Annotated in this window: 16 protein-coding genes; 8 read left to right on the forward strand and 8 right to left on the reverse strand. The window is 74.1% G+C overall.

Translation table 11 applies throughout. The features are described from left to right. From ABD946_RS27755 to ABD946_RS27765, 3 genes are all read right to left on the reverse strand, one after another. A partial coding sequence (locus tag ABD946_RS27755) for a substrate-binding domain-containing protein (protein WP_345288092.1) occupies positions 1 to 630 on the reverse strand: 630 nt, incomplete at its 3' end. Between the two features lie 210 nt (positions 631 to 840). Beyond that, a complete protein-coding gene (locus tag ABD946_RS27760) occupies positions 841 to 1,833 on the reverse strand; it encodes an endonuclease/exonuclease/phosphatase family protein (RefSeq protein WP_345288094.1) in 993 nt (330 codons plus the stop codon). Then, positions 1,830 to 2,402: a M15 family metallopeptidase gene (locus ABD946_RS27765; protein WP_345288096.1), complete on the reverse strand. Its 573-nt coding sequence runs from the start codon at positions 2,400 to 2,402 to the stop codon at positions 1,830 to 1,832. Before ABD946_RS27765 ends, ABD946_RS27760 begins: the two co-directional genes overlap by 4 nt. A 249-nt stretch (positions 2,403 to 2,651) precedes the next feature. Here ABD946_RS27765 and ABD946_RS27770 point away from each other — a divergent pair, with 249 nt between their 5' ends. From ABD946_RS27770 to ABD946_RS27790, 5 genes are all read left to right on the forward strand, one after another. After that, on the forward strand, positions 2,652 to 3,335 hold the full coding sequence (locus tag ABD946_RS27770) for a response regulator transcription factor (RefSeq protein ID WP_345288097.1): 684 nt from the start codon (positions 2,652 to 2,654) through the stop codon (positions 3,333 to 3,335). A 48-nt stretch (positions 3,336 to 3,383) separates the two neighbouring features. Then, positions 3,384 to 4,478, forward strand: coding sequence for a sensor histidine kinase (locus ABD946_RS27775; RefSeq protein WP_345288099.1), 1,095 nt, complete (start codon positions 3,384 to 3,386; stop codon positions 4,476 to 4,478). Between the two features lie 214 nt (positions 4,479 to 4,692). Continuing rightward, complete coding sequence (locus ABD946_RS27780) at positions 4,693 to 8,742, forward strand: nSTAND1 domain-containing NTPase (protein ID WP_345288101.1); 4,050 nt, start codon at positions 4,693 to 4,695, stop codon at positions 8,740 to 8,742. 262 nt (positions 8,743 to 9,004) lie between these two features. Next, positions 9,005 to 10,267 (forward strand): chymotrypsin family serine protease, encoded by a 1,263-nt coding sequence (locus ABD946_RS27785; protein ID WP_345288103.1) that lies wholly within the window; start codon positions 9,005 to 9,007, stop codon positions 10,265 to 10,267. Positions 10,268 to 10,349: 82 nt separating this feature from the next. Continuing rightward, positions 10,350 to 11,039 carry an HAD family hydrolase gene (locus tag ABD946_RS27790; RefSeq protein WP_345288105.1) on the forward strand — a complete coding sequence of 230 codons (690 nt, stop codon included), beginning with the start codon at positions 10,350 to 10,352 and terminating at the stop codon, positions 11,037 to 11,039. Positions 11,040 to 11,117: 78 nt separating this feature from the next. Here ABD946_RS27790 and ABD946_RS27795 read toward each other — a convergent pair whose 3' ends face one another. From ABD946_RS27795 to ABD946_RS27805, 3 genes are all read right to left on the reverse strand, one after another. Continuing rightward, positions 11,118 to 11,240: a hypothetical protein gene (locus tag ABD946_RS27795; protein ID WP_345288107.1), complete on the reverse strand. Its 123-nt coding sequence runs from the start codon at positions 11,238 to 11,240 to the stop codon at positions 11,118 to 11,120. Positions 11,241 to 11,403: 163 nt separating this feature from the next. Continuing rightward, on the reverse strand, positions 11,404 to 12,495 hold the full coding sequence (locus ABD946_RS27800; RefSeq protein WP_345288109.1) for a vWA domain-containing protein: 1,092 nt from the start codon (positions 12,493 to 12,495) through the stop codon (positions 11,404 to 11,406). Positions 12,496 to 12,574: 79 nt separating this feature from the next. Then, positions 12,575 to 13,825: an MFS transporter gene (locus ABD946_RS27805; protein WP_345288111.1), complete on the reverse strand. Its 1,251-nt coding sequence runs from the start codon at positions 13,823 to 13,825 to the stop codon at positions 12,575 to 12,577. Between the two features lie 134 nt (positions 13,826 to 13,959). Between ABD946_RS27805 and ABD946_RS27810 the strand changes: the two genes are divergently transcribed. Next, positions 13,960 to 14,895 carry a LysR family transcriptional regulator gene (locus tag ABD946_RS27810; protein ID WP_345288113.1) on the forward strand — a complete coding sequence of 312 codons (936 nt, stop codon included), beginning with the start codon at positions 13,960 to 13,962 and terminating at the stop codon, positions 14,893 to 14,895. A gap of 22 nt (positions 14,896 to 14,917) precedes the next feature. Here the strand turns inward: ABD946_RS27810 and ABD946_RS27815 are convergent, their stop codons facing one another. Continuing rightward, positions 14,918 to 15,538, reverse strand: a complete 621-nt coding sequence (locus ABD946_RS27815; protein WP_380149805.1) for a TetR/AcrR family transcriptional regulator — start codon at positions 15,536 to 15,538, stop codon at positions 14,918 to 14,920. Positions 15,539 to 15,643: 105 nt separating this feature from the next. On the opposite strand from ABD946_RS27815, the gene ABD946_RS27820 reads away from it, so the two are divergent. Beyond that, positions 15,644 to 16,492, forward strand: a complete 849-nt coding sequence (locus tag ABD946_RS27820) for an SDR family NAD(P)-dependent oxidoreductase (protein WP_345288116.1) — start codon at positions 15,644 to 15,646, stop codon at positions 16,490 to 16,492. Between the two features lie 39 nt (positions 16,493 to 16,531). Beyond that, on the forward strand, positions 16,532 to 16,975 hold the full coding sequence (locus ABD946_RS27825; RefSeq protein ID WP_345288117.1) for a hypothetical protein: 444 nt from the start codon (positions 16,532 to 16,534) through the stop codon (positions 16,973 to 16,975). A 17-nt stretch (positions 16,976 to 16,992) separates the two neighbouring features. On the opposite strand, the gene ABD946_RS27830 is transcribed toward ABD946_RS27825, so the two are convergent. Then, positions 16,993 to 17,511 (reverse strand): type III secretion system chaperone family protein, encoded by a 519-nt coding sequence (locus tag ABD946_RS27830; RefSeq protein ID WP_345288119.1) that lies wholly within the window; start codon positions 17,509 to 17,511, stop codon positions 16,993 to 16,995. Between the last annotated feature and the right edge of the window lie 80 nt (positions 17,512 to 17,591).

Genomic DNA, 17,591 nt, shown 5'->3' on the forward strand with positions numbered 1-17,591 from the left:
GGCCGTGTCGTACTCCTTGCCGACCTTCAGCTTGCCGTCGATGGCGCTGTGCGCACCGGCCTTGAAGTCGGCGGCGTTCGGGTCGGTGGGCGAGCCGTTGATCATCACGATCGACCCGGCACCGGCCTTGTCCCCGACGGCCGTCACCAGGGCCTGGCCCTGCAGTTCGCCGACCTTGCGGTTGTCGAAGGAGACGTAGGCGTCCACCGGCCCCTGGGCCAGGCGGTCGTAGGCGATCACCTTCACGCCCGCGTCGTGCGCCTTCTGCACCGAGGACTGGATCGCCTTGGCGTCCACCGCGTCCAGGATCAGCACCTTGTCGCCCTTGGTCAGGGCGGTGTCCACCTGGGTCTGCTGGGTCGTCGCGTTCTCGTTGGCGTTGTAGTAGTCGATCTGGGCCTGCGGGGCCAGTTCCTTGATCTTCTGCTCGATCAGCGGCCGGTCGAACTGCTCGTACCGGGTGGTCTTGGTCTCCGGCAGCAGCAGCCCGATCTTGACCTGGCCGCCGCTCGCCGAGGAACCTCCTCCCCCGGTGGACTGCTTGGCCTCGCCGCAGGCACTCAGACCGAGACCGAGACCGAAGGTAACCACTGCCGCTGCCGCACCCGTGCGGCGGAGCCGACTGCTCATGACGGAGCCTCTTCACTTCGGGGCCGCCCCCACCACCCAGTGTCACCCCGTCCCGGCTACTCAGCGAAACCACCCTTGGGACGACGGCACCGTCCGCCGCCTCCCGTCACGCACGGTGATCCCCACCGTTCCGTTACCTGCCCGCCGGCCGGCGGCTACCGCGAGGCGGGCCCGGCCCCGGAGGCCCCCGGACACTGTGGCCCCGTCCGCTCAGGGCCGGAGCCGCCCCGCCAGCGGCAGGTGGTCGCTGGCGGTGGCGGGCAGGGTCCAGGTGTCGGCCGTAAGGCCCCTGGTCAGCACGTGGTCGATCCGGGCGACCGGGAAGGCGGCCGGCCAGGTGAAGCCGAACCCACCACGAGCCAGGGCCAGTTGACCGGTGAGCGGGGCGAGGGCGTGGTCGTCCGGGGCGGTGTTGAGGTCGCCGAGCACCACCACCCGCCGCACCGGCTCGGCCGCCACCTCCCGGGCCAGTGCCGCGATGTTGCCGTCGCGGTGGCCGGTGACGAAACCGGTGACGTGCGGCCGGACGGAGCTGAGGTGGGCCACGTACACCGCCACCGGCCCGAAGGGGGTGCGGACTTCGGCCCGGAGCGAGCGGTTCCAGCCCGGGTCGATCACCAGCCGGCCGGCCTCCGCGAAGGGGTGCTTGCTCCACAGCCCGACCGTGCCGGAGCGGACGTGGTGCGGGAGCGCCGCGCCGATCACCTCCTGGTACGCGGGCCAGGCCCGCTCCGTGACCTCCTCCAGCGCGACCAGGTCCGGCCGGGCGGCCAGCAGGGCACGGGCGGAGGCGGCTGGATCCCGGTTGCCGTCCATCACGTTGTGGGTGACCACCGTCAGGCCCTCACCGCCCGCCGCCGCCTGACCGGCCGTCAGCAGCGGCCCGAACATCACCGCCCACACCACCGCGAGCAGCCCCGCGGCGCAGGCCGCCGCCGGAGCCCGCCGCAGCGTGGCCCACCCGAGCAGCACCAGTGCCACCAGCACGCTCCACGGCAGCACGCTCTCCCAGAGGCTGCGCAGGCCGAGCCCCGGGTCCGGCACCGTCCGGTGCCCGGCCAGCGCCAGCGCGGTCACCACCCCGAGCGCCGCCGGCAGCGGCCCGCGCCGCCACAGCCGCGCGTCGTCCGCCGTCCGCTCCGGCCCGGACTCCACGGTCTCCCGGGCATCCGGCGCGGGCGCCCCGACCACGGTGCCGCTCATCCGGCGGCGTCCGGCAGCATCGCCGGGCAGGTGCCGCCGGGGGTGGTGAGCAGCTCGTAGTGCCAGACCTCGTTCGAGTAGACCTGGCAGAGCCCGTACCGGGGGCCGTACTGGGCCATCCAGTACGCGGCGTCGGTCGGCCCGACGTCCACCGCCTTGCCCGCCACGTGGGTGGAGGAGTCGGGCGTGTTGACGAACCGTCGGGCCCGGTCCAGGCTCCCGTGCTCCACCACCGCGCGGTCCAGCAGCCCCTGCTGGTAGTCGCGGCTGCGCCAGCCCGAGGTGACGCCCACCTCGATGCCCTTCGCCCGGGCGTCGGTGGCCGCCTTCCGCAGCGCGGCCAGCAAGGCGGCGTCCAGCTTCCCGACCGCCGGGGCACCGTCGTCGAACGGGCTCAACCTCGTCCCCGCCGGGACCGCCCCGTCCTCCGGCCCGGACGACCCGCCGCCGATCATGGCCGCGATCCCACGGATCCCCGCCGTCCCCGAACCGGCCACCCACACCCCGACGGTGCTCAGCACCACCAGCGCCACGGCCCCCACCAGCAACCGCCGCCTGCCCGTCCGCACCGACCCCATCCCTCGCTCCCGTCCTCGTCCGTCCGTCTTGCCGAAGCCATTCGACGGGAGCCGGTGTTACGAGGACGTACGCGCGGGCCGATACGTTTTCGATACGCCTCCTCCCACCCCTCACCCCCGCCCACGCCCTCCCCGACCCGCCCCGAACCCCTCCAGCGGGCCGATACGTTTTCGATACGTCCGATGAGGTCCAATGGAGCCCGCAGGAGGACGTGAGCAGCGCAGACGGGAGAACGGCACGTGCGGGTCCTGGTGGTCGAGGACGAGCTCTACCTCGCCGAGGCGGTCCAAGCCGGGCTGCGGTTGGAGGCGATCGCCGCCGACGTGGTCGGCGACGGCGACGCCGCGTTGGAACGGCTCGCCGTGCACGCGTACGACGTGGTCGTCCTCGACCGGGACATCCCCGGCACCCACGGGGACGAGGTCTGCCGGATCGTCGTGGAGCGCGGCCTCGGCTGCCGGGTGCTGATGCTCACCGCCGCCGCTCGGCTCGGCGACAAGGTCGGCGGCTTCGAGCTCGGCGCCGACGACTACCTCACCAAGCCCTTCGACCTGCCCGAACTCGTCGTCCGGCTGCGCGCCCTGGCCCGCCGCCCGGCCGAGTCCGCACCGCCCGTGCTGGAGCAGTCCGGGCTGCGGCTGGACCCGTTCCGCCGCGAGGTCTACCGCGACGGGCGCTACGTCGCGCTCTCCCGCAAGCAGTTCGCGGTCCTGGAGGTGCTGATGGCGGCCCGGGGCGGGGTGATCAGTTCCGAGGACCTGCTGGAGCGGGCCTGGGACGAGAACGCCGACCCGTTCACCAACGCCGTCCGGATCACCATCTCCGGCCTGCGAAAGCGCCTCGGCCACCCCTGGGTGATCCACACCGTCCCCGGCGTCGGCTACCGCTTCGGCGAGCCCGAGCCCGAGGAAGGCACCGGGTGAACCGCCCCGTCGCCACCGCGCCGCGGCCCCCGTCGCCTGACCGCCCGAATGCGCCTGACCCTCAGTTACACCCTCTTCACCCTGGCCGCCGGGACGCTCTCCCTCGCCGTCATCTACGTCGGCATGAAGTACGTCCCGAACTACCCGCTGACCTCCTCCAACCCGCGCTACCGCTCGGACGCGCCGTCCCGCCAGCAGATCCTCACCACCCTCCTGGTGGCCGGCGGTTACGCCCTCGCCCTGATGACCGCGGTCGGCCTGGTCGGCGGCTGGTTCATCGCCGGGCGGGTGCTGCGGCCGCTCAAGGACCTCACCGGTGCGGCCCGGCGGGCCGCCGACGGGGCGCTCGGCCACCGGGTCGCCCTCACCGGGCCGCGCGACGAGTTCACCGAACTCGCCGACGCCTTCGACGAGATGCTCGACCGCCTCCAGCACTCCTTCGAGGCCCGGCAGCGCTTCGCCGCCAACGCCTCGCACGAGCTGCGCACCCCGCTGGCCATCACCCGCACCATGCTCCAGGTCGCCGCCGCCGACCCGGACGGCCAGGACTGGGGACGGCTGGTCACCCGCCTCCAGGACACCAACCAGCGCGGCATCGAGATCACCGAGGCCCTGCTCGCCCTCGCCGAACTCGACGAGTCCCCGCCCGAGCTGACCCCCACCGACCTGGCCACCGCCACCCGCGAGGCCCTGGCCACCGTCCGCGCCGAGGCCACCGCCCACGGCATCGCCATCACCGCCACGCTCGACCCCGCACCCACCACCGGCAACCCGGTGCTGCTCCGTCAGGCCGCCCTCAACCTCCTGCAGAACGCCCTGCGCCACAACCACCCCACCGGCGGCACCGTCACCCTCACCACCGGCCCCCGCCCCTCCGACCCCTCCCACGTCCGACTGACCGTCACCAACACCGGCCCCTCGCTCACCCCCGAGACCGTGGCCACCCTCACCGAACCCTTCCTCCGGGCCCGCGGCCGCACCGCCGCCACCGACCCCACCCGCCGCGGCCACGGCCTGGGCCTCACCATCGTCAGCGCCGTCACCACCGCCCACCACGGCACCCTCCACCTCATCCCGAACCCGGACGGCGGCCTCCACGTCACCCTCGACCTGCCGGCCCTGACCGGGCCCCGGCAAGCCTGACCGCCGTCCGCCTGAAGGAGCACGGGGTGGCCGGCCGGTTCTCTCCGTTCCTTCCATGCCCCCGCCCCACCGCGGGTACCTTGTCGCTGTGCTCGCCGTGGGGCTTGCCGGCAGGGGGATCTGATGGGGCGACAGGCAGCCCGGGTGCCGTTGGACCGTGACGGCTCGTTCCTGCTCAGGACCGCCGGTTCGAGCGCAGCGGCGGTCTGACCCGGTGGACGACGTCCAGGAGTCCCTCGCACCCGATGTGCTGACCGCCGCGGTCGCCCAGGTCCGCGATGCCGACGGAGCGGTGCTGGGGACGGGCTTCCTGGTCGCCGGCGACCTGCTGATCACCTGCGCACACGTGCTGGCCGACGGTGGCTACGGCCCGGGGGACCCGGTCCGCCTGGTCTTCCCACGCGTGCCGGGTGTCCCGGCTCCGACGGGTCGGGTGCTGGAGGAGGGGTGGCGCGCCCCGGCGGAGCAGGACATCGGCCTGGTCCTCCTCGACGAGTCCCCGGCGGGTACGACCCCGCTCGTGCTGGGATCGGCCGTGGGCTGCGGTGGGCACCGGGTCCGCTCGCTCGGCTTCCCCGTCCAGGCCCCGGCGGACGGGCACTTCGGCTCCGCCACCGTCGTCGGGCTGCTGTCGGCGGCCGACGGTTCCGGTGATCTGCTGCAGCTGACCGGTGCCAACGATCTGACCACCGGGTTCAGCGGCGGGCCGCTCCTGGACGAGTCGACCGGCCTGGTGGTCGGCATGGTCACCTCGATCACGGCACCCGACGTCCACGCCCGGGGCCAGGGCATCGCCTATGCCACGCCGACCGAGGTGCTCCGGGCGGCCCGGCCCTCCCTGGAGCTGCGCGACGTGTCGCCGTACCGGGGGCTGGAGCCCTTCACCGCCGAGCACGCCCGATGGTTCCGCGGCCGCGAGCAGGCGGTGTCCCAGCTCCTGGCGGTCCTGGGGAGCGGGCAGCAGGTGATGCTGCTGCTCGGTCCGTCCGGGGCGGGCAAGTCCTCCCTGGTCCAGGCGGGTCTCCTGCCCGCCCTGGCCGACGGGCGGCTGCCGGGCAGCGACCGCTGGCGCCAGGTGGTCACCCGTCCCGGGCCCGAGCTGCCGACGGCCCTCGCGAAGGCCGGCCCACCGTCGGTCACCCCCGGATCCGACGGAGCGTCAGCAGCCGGGCCGGAGACCGTCCGGAGCCGTGGGCGCGTGGTGCTGGTGATCGACCAGTTCGAGGAGCTCCTGGCGCCCACCACCGGTCACCGTGACGAGAGCCTCACGGCACTGACCGAACTCGCCGGGGCGATCATCTCCGACCCAGCCCCCGAGGTGGTCCTCGTCCTCGTCATGCGCGACGACTTCTACCCGCGCCTGTCCGCCCTGGCCCCCGGCCTGCTGCAGGCCGCACTCGACACGCACGGCGTGCTCAACGTCCCCGCCACCTTGTCCGTCGGGGACCTCGAGGCGATCGTCGGCGGGCCGTCCGACCTGCCGGTCCGGTTCGAAGCGGGGCTCGCCGAACGGATCGTCTCCGACACCCTGGCCCTCAACCCCCTCGCCGCCCAGGACTCCGCGGCACCGGTCACCGTCCTGCCGCTGCTCGAGGTCGCTCTCAGCCGACTCTGGGAGCGCCGCCTGGCCCACGACGGCCGCCTCACCCATGACGCCTACCGCCGCATCCGCGGCGTCACCGGAGCTCTGGCCGACCTGTACGGCGACGCCCTGCGTGAGCTCGACGAACAGCAACGGAACATCGCCCGCCGCGCTCTCACCGCTCTGGTCCGCCCCGCCGACGAGCTGCTGAACCTCCCCGCGGCACGCCAACAGCTCCCGCTCCAGCAGCTGCGCGAACTCGCCGCCGCCGCCGACACACCCGAGGCGCTGGGCGCGGTCGACGAGGTCCTGGCCGTCCTCTCCCGACACCGCGTCATCACCACCGACCGGATACCCGGGCCGAGCCGGGCCGGTGACGCGGTCGGGACGCCGATGGTCGAGCTGTTCCACGACGCCCTCGTCCGTGACTGGCCCACCCTGCGGCGCTGGGTGGGAGAAACCGCCCGGTTCAACGACTGGCTCCACCGCGCCCGCGTCCAGCAGTCCCGCTGGCAGGCGGGCGGCGATCCCCAGGACCTGCCCACCAGAGCCCTCCTCGCCGAAGGGACGGACTGGTCCCACCACCGGCGTATCCCGGCCGAGCTCGCGGCGTTCCTCGACGCGGGCCGACGCCACCAGCAGGCCGCCGCACGGCGCAGCAGGCTGCGGAACACCGTGCTGGCGACCTTCCTCGCCCTCACCCTGCTCGCCTCGGGGCTGGCCCTGTGGCAGCGCCAGTCGGCCGTCACCGCGGAGCGCACCGCCCGGGCCGCTCAACTCATCTCGCAGTCGCGGAAGTTGGCGTCCCAGTCGACCGCCCTGCTGGTCGCCGACTCGGACATTGCCTCCCTCCTCGCCGTCGCCGCCTACCGGACCGACCCCACCGCGGAGGCGGCCGCCGCGGTCCGCAGTGCCGCTGCCCTTCCCCTGCGCCGCACCCTCGTCAGCCCGGGCGAATGGGTTTCCGAAGCGGCGTTCAGCCCCGACGGCCGCACCCTGGCCACCGCCGACAACGACGGCCGGGCGCGGCTGTGGGACGTGACCACCGGCAGGGTCACGGCCGTTCTCGTCGGGACCGCCCGCGCGGTGGCCTTCAGCCCGGACGGCCGCCTGCTCGCCACCGCCGCCGACAACAACACGACCCGCCTGTGGGACGTGGCCACCGGTGCCACCACCACGGTCCTCGCCAGCCACACCAACGACGTGGTCGAGCTCGCGTTCAGCCCCGACGGCCGCACCCTCGCCACCGCGAGCTGGGACCACACCGCGCGCCTGTGGGACGTGGCCACCGGAGCGACGACCGCGATCCTCACCGGCCACACCAACGAGCTGCTCGCCCTGGCCTTCAGCCCCGACGGCCGCACGCTCGCCACCGGCAGCTACGACCGCACCGTTCGACTCTGGGACGTGACCACGGGCAGAACCACCGCCGTCCTCACCGGCCACGCCAACGACGTGTTCGACGTGGCGTTCAGCCCCGACGGGCGCACGCTCGCCAGCGCCGGCCGGGACCACACCACGCGCCTGTGGGACGTGGCGAGCCACGCGACCACCGCCGTCCTCACCGGCCACACCAGCGCCGTGGACTCGGTGGCGTTCAGCCCCGACGGCCGCACCCTCGCCACCACCAGCCACGATCACACCGCGCGGCTCTGGGAGTTGGCCACCGGCAGGACCACTGCCGTCCTCACCGGCCACACCGAGATCGTGACCTCGGTGGTGTTCAGCCCCGACGGGCGCACCCTCGCCACCACCGGCTCGGACGGCACGGCGCGCCTGTGGAACGTGGCCACCACGACGCTCACCGGCCACACCCGCATCGTGCGGTCGGTGGTGTTCAGCCCCGACGGCCGCACCCTCGCCAGCACCTCCGACGACAACACCGTGCGCCTGTGGGACGCGGCCACCGGCAGGACCACCGCCGTCCTCACCGGGCCCACCGAGGACGTGCTCTCGGCGGTGTTCACCTCCGACAGCCACACCCTCACCACCACGAGCAGCAGCGGAACCACGCAGTCCTGGGACGTGGCCACCGGCAAGGCCACCGCCACCACCGACAGCCGCCCCGCACCCCCGCCCAGGGGCGCGGTCAGCCCCGACGGCCGCACGGTCGCCACCATCGTCACCGCGGACCAGGGCGACACCGTGCGCCTGTGGGACGCGGCCACCGGCGCGACCACCGCCGTCCTCACCGGCCACACCGACACCGTGCACGCCGTGGTGTTCGGCCCCGACGGCCGCACCCTCGCCACCGCCGGCCGGGACCGCACCGTGCGCCTGTGGGACGCGGCCACCGGCAGAACGACCGCCGTCCTCACGGGCCACACCGAAGCCGTCAACTCGGTGGCGTTCAGCCCGGACGGCCACACCCTCGCGACCGCCGCCGACGATCACACCGCTCGCCTGTGGGACGTGGCCACGGGCACGACCACCGCCACCTTCACCGGCCACACCGGCGACGTGAACTCCGTCGCCTTCAGCCCCGACGGCCGCACGCTCGCCACTGCCGGCGGGGACCTCACCGTACGGCTGTGGACCCATCTCGCACCGGACGCCGCCGTCACCGCCATCTGCGAGGCCGTCGGCCGTGACCTCAGCCCGACCGAGAAGGCGGTCTACCTGCCGCCCGACCGGACCGACGGGTCCGTCTGTCCGGCCGGCCCCGAGGGCCCGCGGGGGTAAGTGCGGAAGCACGCCTTCCGCAGTTCCGCGAAGCGGGCCAGGTTCTCCCGAGGCGTCGGCGAACAGGCCTGCTCGGCAAGCCGGTTCACGGGCCGCGTGGACTCCGAAGGACCGGTCGAGCTCGGTCGAGGGTCAACGCCTCCCGAGCCGGGGCGCCCGGCGCGGGGCGTACGCCTACCCGGGTGATCTCCGCTCTTCGGAGGCCGGTCGGCCGTGCCCGCACCCCTACGCTGAGGGCCACCCCGCTGAGAGGAAGTACGGGATGCGCCCCGTCCGCGTGACGCTCGCCCTGGGCCTGGCCGCCGCCTCGGTGGCGGCCCTCGGTGCGGCCGCCGACCAGCCCGACGAGGCCGGCGGCGTCCGGGTGCCTGGCGAGTCCCTGCTGCTGCCCGCCGATCCGCTGACCCAGCGTCAACTCCACCGCACCACCGACGCGGTGCAGGACTGGGCCGAGTCGGGCCTGCCCGGCAGCGGCGGCTACGCGGGCACCGTGATCGACGCCGCGGCCGGGCGCGCCCAGGTCTACTGGAAGGGCGAAGTGCCGGGCGAGATCCACGAGTTGGTCAGCCGGCTGACCCCGCCCGGGCTGGCCGTGGAGCTGCGGACCGGGCGCTACTCCCGGGCCGAGATGACGGCGGCGGTCGAGCGCTTCACCGGACGGGCCGCGCCGGACTCCTGGACCTCGGCCGGGCCGAACGAGGACGGCAGCGGCATCACCGTCACCCACGATCCGGCCACCGCCGAGCGCGACGCGAAGACCGCCCGGACGAGCCTCGCCGAACGGGCCTCCGACCTGGCCGGCCTGCCGGTGACCGTCCGGGCCGCCGGCCACGTCGTCCCACTCTCCGGCGGCCGCCAGGGCGACAACTCCCCCTACTACGCGGGCTCCCAGGTCCGTACCGACAAGGCGGCGTTCTGCTCCACCGCGTTCACGGGTTGGAAGGGCTCGGCCAAGGTGGTGCTCACCGCCGCGCACTGCGGCCCGGGCCGCTACTACAACGGCGCCGACCGCTACATCGGCGACCGGATCGCCGCCAACGAGGGCTTCGACGTCGGCCTGGTCGGCACCAACGGCGACGGTTCCGGCCGGGTCTACGACGGCTCCTGGTCCGACGCCCGGGGCACCTCCCGCCGGGTGTACGGGCCGGGCCGCAACAACGTCGGCGACCTGGTCTGCCTCAGCGGTGCCCAGACCGGCTGGACCTGCGACGTCAAGGTGACGGCGGTCGACGTCCAGGCCAAGGGCGCGGACGGCTCCGTCACCAAGCCGGTGGACGTGGCCGAGTCGCGCGGCGGCGACCACCGTCCGATCGTCGCCAAGGGCGACAGCGGCGGACCGGTGCTCGCCAATCCCTACGGCGCGGAACAGGACATGGAGGCCCGCGGCGTCGTGGTGGCCGGTGGCTCCTCCAGCTCGGTCACCTGCCCGCCCCGCTCCACCGCCACCCCGACCACCTGCTACTGGCAGGTCCTCTACGTCCCGATGACCCCGATCGTCCGCGACCTGGGCTTCTCCCTGTCCTGACACCTGCCCGCGTTCCCGCACGGCACGTTCCCGAGCGGCGCGTCCCCGCACCGGGGCTGACGCACCGTGTAGGGTCCCGGCCATGCCCCTCTCGGCCGTGGTCTTCGACTTCTTCGGCACCCTCACCCCGAGCACTCCCACCGCCGTCTGGGACGAGCACGCGGCCCGCAGCGCCGCTCCGCTCGGCATCCCGCCGCACCTCTGGCGCCGCGCCCTGGACGCGTCCTTCCCGGAGCGGGCCACGGGTGCCCTCGGCGATCTCCCGCAGACGATCCGCACCCTGGCCGGCCGCTGCGGAGTGGAGCCGTCCGAGCGGGCCCTGGCCGAGGCGGTGGCGGCGCGGCTCGGCGCGCAGCGCGAGCTCTTCGTCCTCCGCGAGGACGCGCTCGACACCCTGGAGCGGCTGCGCGGCCTGGGGCTGCGGACCGGCGTGCTGACCGACTGCTCGATCGAACTCGCGGAACTCTGGGCGGAGTTGCCGCAGGCGCCGCTGGTGGACGCGGTGGTGTTCTCCTGCCGGGAAGGTTTGCGCAAGCCCGCCCCGGAGCTGTTCCACCGGATCGCGGCAGCGCTCGGCGCCGAGCCGGCGGACTGCCTCTACATCGGGGACGGCGGGGGCGGCGAGCTGACCGGCGCGAGCGGGCAGGGCATGACGGCGATGATGCTGCGCGCCAGCGACTGGGCGGCCAACGACGCCCACTCCCGCGAGGACGACTGGCCCGGCCCGTACCTCCCCTCGCTCTCCGCCGCCGTGGCGGCGGCCACCGCCTGACGGCCCGCCACCCGCACCGCACGGCCGGGATCAACCCCCGCCTCCACCACCGCACGCTGGACACCACCGGAGCGGGTCTCACCAGAGCTGGGTGCTCCCGGGCAGGGGTGTGGTGCCGGTGTGGTCCGCCGTACCGACGGTCGGCGGGGCGACGGCCCGGACGGCCGCGAGGACGTCCAGCGGGTGGAAGGCGTAGCACATGGTGTCGAAGGCCAGGCCTTGGGCGTCGGGACGTCCCCGGGTGAGGACCAGCAGGCGCCGGTAGGCACCGTCACCGGATCCTCCGCCGCAGCCTGCTGGAGGTGCACCTCTGCACCTCCAGCGAGCCGCACCGGGCCCGCCCGGACCCGGCCGGACCGAGCCGCTACAGCATGACGAGCAGCTTGGTGCCCGGGACCAGCTTGCGGTTGACCGAGGTGGACTGGACGAAGACGGTGAAGTTCGGGTTGTCGCCCGGCTTCACGGTCGTCTCGGTGGCGGGCAGGCCCAGCAGGCGGCGGGCGGCCGGGCCGGAGAACACCCGTCCGGTCATCCGGCCGGTGGTCGGGTCCTTCTCCGCCACCGCCAGCTGCTTGCGGGGCTGGATCTTCTCCCGCTTGGAGAGCTCGTAGTAGGCGCAGCCGGTCTTGTACGGGTGCCCGGCGGCCGTGACGAACTGACGGATCGGCAGCTGCTCGTCGACCGGGACCAGGATGTACTTGCCCGCGTCGAGGGCGTCCAGGTTCGCGCTGACGTCGGCGGCCTTGAGGTCCTGGCCCATGGCGAAGAGGTTCTTGGTGCCGCGCACGCCCTTCTCGCGGCCGCGCAGGAAGCTGGTGGCGGCCGACTTGACGGTGCCGATCGCCTCCTCGACGCCCTGGGTGGAGTCGGCGTCCCAGATCGCGATGTTCCCCGCCGGGAAGCCGTACTCCTGGGCGGTGCGCTTGGCCAGCGAGTTGGGCACCAGGATCGCGGACGTCCAGTGCTCGGGGAGCTCCTCCATCGCGGTGTGGATCCGCTCCGTCCAGGAGCGCAGCACGGCGGTGCCGGTGCCGCCCTTCTGCCGGACGTGCATCTTCCCGGACTCGGAGAATCCGGACGCGTTCTCCTCGCCGTCGGTGACGACGACCTGGAGGAAGGAGTGCTCGCCGTACCCCTCCCAGATGTTCTTCAGGTCGTCCACGGATTTCACCGCGGCCTCGATCAGCGCGGTCGCGCCGTTCTCCACGCGGTAAAGGCCCTTGAGCGACGGAAGGTGCTTGACGTCCATGTCCCAGACGAGATTGTGCACCTCGTGGTCGAATGCGTAGAGGCTGATGCGCGTCTCGTGCCCGAGCCGGTCGGACTCCTCCTGGAGGCCCTTCACGAACTCGTCCACCACGCGGATCAGTTGGGCCTCGTGCTGGTGCATCGAACCCGACTTGTCGACCACCAGGGAGACGTGGTTGACCTTGTGCTTGATCCTGCTGACGGACATGAGGATCCCCCAATTCGACGGTGCGGTGGAAACGCGACTCGGGCGCCTTTCCGGCGTTCCCTTCAGCGTTGGTTCCACTTTACGGCCGAGCACTGACAGAAACGGCTCGCCGAATTCCCCGCAGGAACAGCAGCAGCGGCGTCGCGAGGACCAGCGCACCGGCCAGCCCGAGCGCCGTCCGGACGCCCAGCAGGCTGCCGAGCACACCCCAGACGGCCGTCAGGAGCGCGGTGGCGGCGCGGGTGGTGACCGACCAGGCGGAGAGCACCCGGACGGTGTGGCCGGGCGCGGTCCGGCGCAGCCGCCAGGTGGCGTGCAGCGGGTTGAAGACGGCGCAGCAGACGATCAGACCGCCCTCGACGACCGTCACCAGCAGCAGACCGCCGGTGCCCGGGCCGACCAGGACCAGGCCGAGCGGCCAGAGCGCGCGCAGCGCGCCGGCGGCCAGCAGCACCCGGTGCTCGCCCAGGCGGGCGGCCAGCGGCCGGGCCAGGCGGGCGCCGAGCAGGCCGCCGAGGGAGGGCAGGGCGAAGGCGAGGCCGTACTGCCAGGGGGCGAAGCCGAGCTGACCGAGCATCAGCACGGCGAGCAGCGGTTCGGTGGCGGTGACCAACCCGTTGAAGAGGGCGGTGTGCAGCAGCAGCGGCCGCAGCACCGGGTCGGCGAGGATCAGCCGCCAGCCGTCGAACAGTTCCCACCGCTGCCCAGCCCCGGTTCCGGTCCCAGCCCCGGTCCCGGTCCCGCCCCCTGCCCTCCGCTCCACCCCGGGCTCTGGACGTCCCGACGCCGCGAGCCCCAGCGCCGAGAGCAGGTAGCTCACCGCATCGGCCGTCACCGTCGCGACCGGCCCCAGCAGCCCGGCCAGCGCTCCGCCGAGCGGCGGGCCGATCGCCGTAGCCGTCCAGGAAGCCGCCTCCAGGCGGGAGTTGGCGGCCAGCAGCTCCCCACCCGGGAGCAGCTCGCGCAGGTACGCGCCGGAGGCCGCGCGGAAGGTGGTCTCGGCCGCCGCCAGCAGCGCCGCGACGGCCAGCAGCCAGGGCAGGGTGAGCAGGCCGAGCGCGTACCCGGCGGGGACGGTCAGCAGCGCGCCGCACCGCACCAGGTCCGCGGCCACCATGACCGGCCGCCTGCGCCGGTGCTCCGCCCAGGCCCCGAGCGGCAGCGCCGCCGCGGCTCCGGTCAGCGCGGCCGCCGAGGAGAGCAGGGCGACCTCGGCCGGGCCGGCGTGCAGCACCCCGACCGCGATCGCCGGGAAGGCGCCGAAGGCCAGCCAGGTGCCGAGCGCGCTCGCGCCGTACGCACCCAGGAACCACCCGAACCGACGCCCCATCAGCTCGCACCCTCCCCCGGCCCGCCACAACCGGCAGGCGACCTCCGGTATCAAATCTCTCGGGATCCTCGGAGTTCAAACAACGATCCGGCCGCCAGCCACAACCACGGGTTGTTCCCGTACAGTGGCGGACCATGGACCTCGACACCGTCCGGACCTTCGTGGCCGCCGCCGACTCGGGCCGGTTCCAGGAGGCGGCCGACGAGCTGACGCTCACCCAGCAGGCCGTCTCCAAGCGGATCGCCGCACTGGAGCGCAGCCTCGGCGTGCGGCTGTTCACCCGCACCCCGCGCGGCGCGGAGCTGACCATCGACGGCCGGGCCTTCCTCCCGCACGCCCGCGAGCTGCTGCGCGCCGCCGAGCGCGCGCTGGCCTCCGTCCGCACCGGCCACCGGGCGCTGCGGATCGACGTGCTGAACTCGCGCGGCGCGGGCTCCGGCCTGATGCGCGGCTTCCACGGGACGCACCCGGAGACCGAGCTGGACGTCCTGATGCTGCTGGACGTCGAGCAGGCGGTGGCCGCGCTCCGCTCGGGGGCGCTCGACGGGTCGTTCCGCGCGGTGGCCGCGCCCGGGCACCCGCTGCCCGAGGAGCTCCGCTCCGTCCGGGTGCTGGACGAGCCGCTGCACCTGCTCACCGGCCCGGACCACGCGCTGGCCCGCGCCAGGTCCGTGACGCTCGCCGAGCTGGCCGCGCACCGGATCTGGATGCCGGGCCTGCTGCCCGGCAGCGAGTGGGCCGCCTACTACGCGGAGCTGACCGCGGAGTTCGGCCTCACCATCGAGGCGACCGGCCCCAACTTCGGCTCCGACGCCCTCCTCGACACCATCGCCGACACCCCGGCGCTGGCCACCTTCATGGGCGGGCACACCCGCCTGATCTGGCCCGCCGGGCACGACCTGCGCCGCATCCCGGTCACCGACCCGACGCCGGTCTACCCGCACTCCTTCCTCTGGCACCGCGACAACCCGCACCCGGCCCTGGCCGCCCTGCGCACCCACCTCGCCGCTACCGCCCCCGGCCACGACGCACCGGGCACCTGGACCCCCTCCTGGACGCCGCGCCGCTGACCCACTCTGCACTGACCCGCCGTCAGGCCCCCCGGGCGCCGCGGGCCCCGTACCGCAGTCCGTCCAGGAGCAGGTCGAGCAGTCTGCCGACCCGCTCCGCCTGACCGGGGGTGCCGGTGAGCTGGGCGACGCCGGTCAGGCTCAGGCCGACGTCGAAGGCCTCGACGTCCGAGCGCAGCAGCCCCGCCTCGGCCCCGGCCCGCAGCAGCGAGTCGATCGCACCGCCGAGCCGCTCCAGGGTCTCGGCGAACGGGTCGGCGCCGGAGGCCACGGCGGCGCGCAGCGCGTCCGCCATGCCCTGCTTGGCGGTCAGGTACGCGATGAACCCGTCCATCCACAGCCGCATCGCCCGGTCCGGCGGGTAGGCGTCCAGCAGCTCGACGGCGCTGTCGCAGACCCGGGCCAGCTCGTTGCGGTAGGCCGCCTCGACCAGTTCCTCCCGCCGGGGGAAGTGGCGGTAGAGGGTGCCCGAGCCGACGCCGGCCGCCTTGGCGATGGCGTCGAGCGGCACGTCCGGCCCCTGCTCGGCGAAGGCGCGGACGGCCGCTTCGAGGATGCGCTCCCGGTTGCGGCGGGCGTCGGCCCGCAGGGGGGCGGGCTGGCTCGGCTGACTCGGCACGGGCGGTTCCTTTCGTCGGGCCATCAGTCTACTTGGACAAACGGGGAGTCCTCCGGTTACCTTCGAATGGAACCGGGGAGTTCCCCGTTTCGCCCCTGCCGACCCGACCCCGTCCCGCTGGAGGGCCCCATGACCACCACCGAGAAGACCGTCCTGATCACCGGCACCTCCTCCGGCATCGGCCTGGCCGCCGCGCTCGGCGCCGCCCGGGCGGGCTGGACCGTCATCGCCACCATGCGCGACACCGGCAAGGCCGAGCCCCTGCTCAAGGCGGCCGCCGAGGAGGGCCTCGCCGAGCGGATCCGGATCAAGCGCCTGGACGTGGTCGACCCGGCGAGCGTCACCGCCTGCCTGGACGAGGTGATCGCCGAGTACGGCCGCCTCGACGCGCTGGTCAACAACGCCGGTGCCGCCGGGGTCGGCACCGTCGAGCAGATGGGCGTGGACGCCGTCCGGGCCACCATGGAGGTCAACTTCTTCGGCGTGGTGACCACCACCCACGCCGCCCTCCCCCACCTGCGCGCCTCCGGCGGCCGGATCGTCACCGTCACCAGCGTCGGCGGCATCGTCGGCCAGCCCTTCAACGAGGCGTACTGCGCGGCCAAGTTCGCGGTCGAGGGCTTCATGGAGTCGCTCGCCCCGGTCGCCGCCACGGTGGGCGTCGGCGTCACCGTGGTCGAACCGGGCGCGGTGGCCAGCGAGTTCGTCGCCAACATCGGGCTGGACGTCCCGGCCGCACTGGCCGCGGCCGGCCCCTACGCGCCCGCCCTCCAGGCCTACCTCGCCCGCACCCAGGCCTCCTTCGCCAACGCCCAGTCCCCGGCCGAGGCGGCCGAGCCGATCCTGGCCGCCCTGACCGAGGAGCGGCCGGCCTTCCGCCTGCAGACCTCGCAGTGGGCCCGGGACTTCACCGCGCCCAAGCTGGCCGACCTCGACGGCTCCGCGGTCCAGGACATGACCCGCACCTGGGTGCGCTGACCACCGGGACACCACCCCCGCAGCGGCTACGGTGCGGCCATGAGTCCCGACATGACGCCGGATCAGATGCTGCGGGCCGTCAACGCCCTGGAAGCCGCCTGGAAGCAGGACGACCGGGCCCTCACCGCCCTGGCGCGGGGAGGCCAGGGCGAGCCGGCCCTCGCCGCGCTGGTCGCCCGGTACAGCGCCTACGCACTGGAACTGCTGCTCGCCGAGGCCCTGGGCCTGGCCGACCGGCCGCCGGCCGAGCGCGAGTCCCAGCTCGCGACGCTGGAGAAGGGCGTCTCCTCCCGCCTGCTGATCCAGTGGTCCTACCTGCTGGCGAGCTGGGCCAGGACCGTGCCCGACACCCCGGCGGGCAACGGCGGCCTGGCCCGCGCCGCCCTCCAGGCGATGACCGCCTTCACCCGCGACGGCGACCCGGGCAACGACGTGCCCGCCCTGCTCGCACACCTTCGGGCGAACGCCACCGCCCGCACCTGACGGGGCGTCCGCCCCGCTCAGCCGAGGGCGCGCAGCAGCTCGTGCGCACGGCGCTGGCGGTCGAGGAAGACCTCCAGCGCCGCCGCCAACTCCCGCTCCGACGCCAGCGCTTCCGGCGCCAGTTCGGCGACCAGCCGCAGGTGCCCGCGCTCGCGCACCAGGGCCGGCTGCCCGAGGTGGAAGTACCCGGAGTCGGGCTCCAGGTGCAGCGCGAGGTACGGGCCCGCCAGCCCGGCCGCCATCCACTCCTCGTACGCGCCCATCGCCGACCAGACCACCACCGGCCCGCCCGGCGCCGACGCCGACACCAGGCAGACGCTCGGGCGGCCCGCCACGTCGACGGTGCTGGTGGCGTACGGGTCCAGCTCGCGCGGGTGCAGCTCGGGACGGGCGAGCAGGTCGAGGGCGCCCCGGATCAGGGTGGCGAGGTCGGCGGCGATCGGAGGTCTCCTGGGATTCGGGGCCGGATGCCGCCATCGTAGGCACGGGCGGTGACACCGGCCCCAAGCCCCGTGCCAGGGGCGGTTTTCCGCCATTTCCGCCCCGGGGCGCGCCGGACCTTCGTGTGCGATGAACGTGGGGTTAGAGTGATTTGGTTGCCTAGGGAAACCGATTC

The organism is Kitasatospora albolonga, from assembly GCF_039535905.1.
Taxonomy (GTDB): Bacteria; Actinomycetota; Actinomycetes; order Streptomycetales; family Streptomycetaceae; genus Kitasatospora; species Kitasatospora albolonga.

What these genes read in the sequence shown, in the direction of transcription:
- ABD946_RS27790 (WP_345288105.1), top strand. Translation starts at nt 10,350, where the DNA reads ATGCCCCTCTCGGCCGTGGTCTTCGACTTCTTCGGCACCCTCACCCCG.
- ABD946_RS27800 (WP_345288109.1), bottom strand. Translation starts at nt 12,495, where the DNA reads ATGTCCGTCAGCAGGATCAAGCACAAGGTCAACCACGTCTCCCTGGTG.
- ABD946_RS27805 (WP_345288111.1), bottom strand. Translation starts at nt 13,825, where the DNA reads ATGGGGCGTCGGTTCGGGTGGTTCCTGGGTGCGTACGGCGCGAGCGCG.
- ABD946_RS27795 (WP_345288107.1), bottom strand. Translation starts at nt 11,240, where the DNA reads ATGTGCTACGCCTTCCACCCGCTGGACGTCCTCGCGGCCGTCCGGGCC.
- ABD946_RS27775 (WP_345288099.1), top strand. Translation starts at nt 3,384, where the DNA reads ATGCGCCTGACCCTCAGTTACACCCTCTTCACCCTGGCCGCCGGGACG.
- ABD946_RS27815 (WP_380149805.1), bottom strand. Translation starts at nt 15,538, where the DNA reads ATGGCCCGACGAAAGGAACCGCCCGTGCCGAGTCAGCCGAGCCAGCCC.
- ABD946_RS27810 (WP_345288113.1), top strand. Translation starts at nt 13,960, where the DNA reads ATGGACCTCGACACCGTCCGGACCTTCGTGGCCGCCGCCGACTCGGGC.
- ABD946_RS27820 (WP_345288116.1), top strand. Translation starts at nt 15,644, where the DNA reads ATGACCACCACCGAGAAGACCGTCCTGATCACCGGCACCTCCTCCGGC.
- ABD946_RS27785 (WP_345288103.1), top strand. Translation starts at nt 9,005, where the DNA reads ATGCGCCCCGTCCGCGTGACGCTCGCCCTGGGCCTGGCCGCCGCCTCG.
- ABD946_RS27760 (WP_345288094.1), bottom strand. Translation starts at nt 1,833, where the DNA reads ATGAGCGGCACCGTGGTCGGGGCGCCCGCGCCGGATGCCCGGGAGACC.
- ABD946_RS27825 (WP_345288117.1), top strand. Translation starts at nt 16,532, where the DNA reads ATGAGTCCCGACATGACGCCGGATCAGATGCTGCGGGCCGTCAACGCC.
- ABD946_RS27830 (WP_345288119.1), bottom strand. Translation starts at nt 17,511, where the DNA reads ATGGCGGAAAACCGCCCCTGGCACGGGGCTTGGGGCCGGTGTCACCGC.